Below are 3,312 nucleotides of genomic sequence, written 5' to 3' on the forward strand. Positions count from 1 at the left end.
AGTCTCGAACACCCGCTCCAATCACTTTGTCTTACCTTTTAGATAGAACAACTTTTGCCTGGAGTCATTTTTGTTTTAAAATAGAAATATTAGAACCTGAGGTGATGAGGATGCTTTCATGATTCTATTCAGCGAGATCAACTTGAACTATTACTTTAGATCACTGGTGCCACCGAACCAGTTGGTTCGTAAAATGGAGGCTGCCATTGACTTCACTTTCATTTATGACTTGGTGAAGATATGTATTCAGAGGTAGGACGCCCAAGTATTGATCCTGTTATTTTAGTTAAACTGACATTCATTCAATATACTTTCGGTATTCGTTCCATGCGTAAAACAATTCAAGAAGAGGAAACAAATATGACTTACCGTTGGTTCTTAGGCTATGCTTTTCATGATAAAGTACCTCCTCCTCCACGTTAGGGAAAAATTATGAGTGACGCTTTAAAGATACAGACCTGTTTGAACAGATTTTCTATCGCATCTTAATAACAGCCGCTGATAGAAAGTTAAAAGTGCTGAACACATATTCGTCGATTCCACACATGTGAAAGTCAATGCGAATAAGCGAAAATTTGAAAAGAAAATTGTAAGCAAAGAAACACGAGCATATCAAGGGCGTCTTCTTCCAAATGAAATAAATCAAGATCGTAAGCACTTGACCATTAAGGTTAAGTGCTTTTTAGCTTCCTAACTACCACTGTATTACTGCTAAAGATATTCTACCGTGGTTTCCAATGTAATATTAATACCTAAATACCATACAATAAAGTATTCAGCAAAATTCCCTCCATATTATAGATCTCATCGGTTTTTATCTGTAATTTCGCATAAAAAAAGCAGCTATTAAGCTGCTTATCCATTATTCATGGCTTATTAGATGTCACGTATGTACCCGCTATGAAATCGTGTATCGATCTATGGTCTTTCCTAATGCCAACCATGAATGCACTGACAATAAACCCTATCCCTAATGTAATGGCATATACCAAAGCAGCAACTAAATACCTCAATAGCATAGTGCCTATCCCTAATTTTTTGCCGTCCATCCTTACTATGCGTATTCCCATAATCCTTTTGCCAACTGTATAGCCATACCATAGTATCGGGATAATCACCATGTAGAGAAAGTTAAAAAGAGTTGAAAAATTTTCATTTTCCCAATCACCGGTAATCACCCCGAAAATTATCGCTAATGGTGTTGATACTATTATGCCGTCCAAAACTCCTGCGAAAAGACGTTTCCAAAAACCTACTGAATCACTCATATATGTTCCTCCCGTTGTATTAGTTACAGTTACCTATATTACCAATAATAAGGTAGGTGCGTAATGAGCCTTTGTACCTATCATATTCTTTAACAAAAAAAGACAACTTGCATTATAGGTGACAATTTATAAACAAAATTAAATCTTTGTGTAATTTTTGCTTATAAACGTTTGTTTTTGCTAATCTGCCTTTAATTTTCCTAAGAAATAAGATACAATTTAAATGATGCACAGTTTAAAACATATAAGATTGTAAACTGCTGTTTGTATGAATCAGCGTAAAACTAATGAAACAAAGTGTTGGACACGTTGAAACAAAAGTATTTTGGAGGAATGTAAATAAATGATTACAGTAAATAATGTTGGTTTACGTTATGGCGATCGTAAACTGTTTGAAGATGTTAATATAAAATTCACTCCTGGTAACTGCTATGGCCTGATTGGTGCGAATGGTGCCGGTAAATCCACTTTCTTAAAAATCCTTTCCGGTGAAATTGAAGCACAATCCGGTGATGTCCACATGGGGCCAGGCGAACGCCTTGCCGTTCTAAAGCAGGATCACTTCGCTTATGAAGAGGAAGAAGTCCTTAAAGTTGTCATTATGGGACATGAAAGATTATATGAAGTGATGCAAGAAAAAGATGCCATCTATATGAAGGAAAACTTTACCGACGAAGACGGAATGAAAGCGGCCGAGCTTGAAGGGGAATTTGCCGAATTAAACGGATGGGAAGCTGAACCCGAAGCTTCAATCCTCTTAAAAGGCCTCGGGATTACAGAAGACCTGCATACGAAGAAAATGGCTGAATTGAACGGTGGCGACAAAGTTAAAGTATTGCTTGCCCAGGCACTATTCGGTAAACCGGATGTTCTTTTACTGGATGAGCCTACCAACCACTTGGACTTAAAAGCGATCAAATGGCTGGAAGAATTCCTAATCAACTTTGAAAACACTGTTATCGTAGTTTCCCATGACCGTTACTTCCTTAACAAAGTTTGTACACATATCGCGGATCTTGATTTCGGTAAAATCAAAGTTTATATCGGTAACTATGACTTCTGGTATGAATCAAGCCAGCTTGCCCTTAAACTGACTCAAGATGCCAATAAGAAAAAAGAAGAAAAAATCAAAGAGCTTCAAAATTTCATCGCGCGTTTCAGTGCCAATGCATCCAAATCGAGCCAGGCGACATCCCGTAAGAAATTATTGGATAAAATCAGCTTGGATGACATCGAGCCTTCTTCACGCCGCTATCCATATGTCGGCTTTACTCCTGAACGTGAAATCGGGAACGACCTGCTTCGTGTAGATGGAATCTCGAAAACGATCGATGGCGTAAAGATATTGGATAATGTCAGCTTCACGATGAATAAAGGCGACAAAATTGCATTTGTCGGTAAAGATGAGATTGCTAAAACAACAATGTTCAAAATCTTGGCAGGTGAAATCGAACCGGATGGCGGCTCATTCAAATGGGGCGTTACGACCTCTCAGGCATACTTCCCTAAGGATAATGCTGAATTCTTTGAAGGTGTCGATTTAAATCTTGTCGATTGGCTCCGTCAATATTCTCCTAATGACCAGAGCGAAAGCTTCCTGCGCGGTTTCTTGGGCAGGATGTTATTCTCAGGCGATGAAGTCACGAAAAAGGCAAGTGTACTTTCAGGGGGCGAAAAAGTCCGCTGTATGCTTTCCAAAATGATGTTAAGCGGTTCGAACGTCCTGATGCTTGATGAACCTACCAACCATCTGGACTTAGAGTCGATTACGGCATTAAACAACGGTTTAATCAGCTTTAAAGGATCTATGATCTTCTCTTCTCATGATCATCAGTTCATCCAAACTATTGCGAACCGGATCATTGAACTTACTCCAAAAGGTACAGTCGATAAGCAAATGAGTTATGATGAGTACCTTGAAAATGGCGAATTGCAAAAACAAGTCGCCGAAATGTACAAATAATACTTTTATGAAGGCACATCCTTATTGGATGTGCTCAGTTTGTAGACAAAAGGGGTTCGGAATTAAAAAATTCTGAACCCC

Annotated in this window: 2 protein-coding genes and 1 pseudogene; 2 read left to right on the plus strand and 1 reads right to left on the minus strand. The window is 38.5% G+C overall.

The window, feature by feature from the left end; translation table 11 throughout:
• Positions 1–126 precede the first annotated feature (126 nt).
• Positions 127–655 (plus strand): annotated as a pseudogene (locus ADA55_RS19640) (transposase); the annotation flags it as partial.
• A gap of 211 nt (positions 656–866) precedes the next feature.
• On the opposite strand, the gene ADA55_RS19645 reads toward ADA55_RS19640, so the two are convergent.
• Positions 867–1,268, minus strand: coding sequence for an RDD family protein (locus ADA55_RS19645; RefSeq protein WP_048686969.1), 402 nt, complete (start codon positions 1,266–1,268; stop codon positions 867–869).
• Positions 1,269–1,611: 343 nt separating this feature from the next.
• On the opposite strand from ADA55_RS19645, the gene ADA55_RS19650 reads away from it, so the two are divergent.
• Positions 1,612–3,231, plus strand: a complete 1,620-nt coding sequence (locus ADA55_RS19650; RefSeq protein ID WP_034307325.1) for an ABC-F family ATP-binding cassette domain-containing protein — start codon at positions 1,612–1,614, stop codon at positions 3,229–3,231.
• Positions 3,232–3,312 lie beyond the last annotated feature (81 nt).

This window comes from Bacillus sp. 220_BSPC, assembly GCF_001054655.1.
GTDB lineage: Bacteria > Bacillota > Bacilli > Bacillales > DSM-1321 > Peribacillus > Peribacillus frigoritolerans.

What these genes read in the sequence shown, in the direction of transcription:
- ADA55_RS19645 (WP_048686969.1), bottom strand. Translation starts at nt 1,268, where the DNA reads ATGAGTGATTCAGTAGGTTTTTGGAAACGTCTTTTCGCAGGAGTTTTG.
- ADA55_RS19650 (WP_034307325.1), top strand. Translation starts at nt 1,612, where the DNA reads ATGATTACAGTAAATAATGTTGGTTTACGTTATGGCGATCGTAAACTG.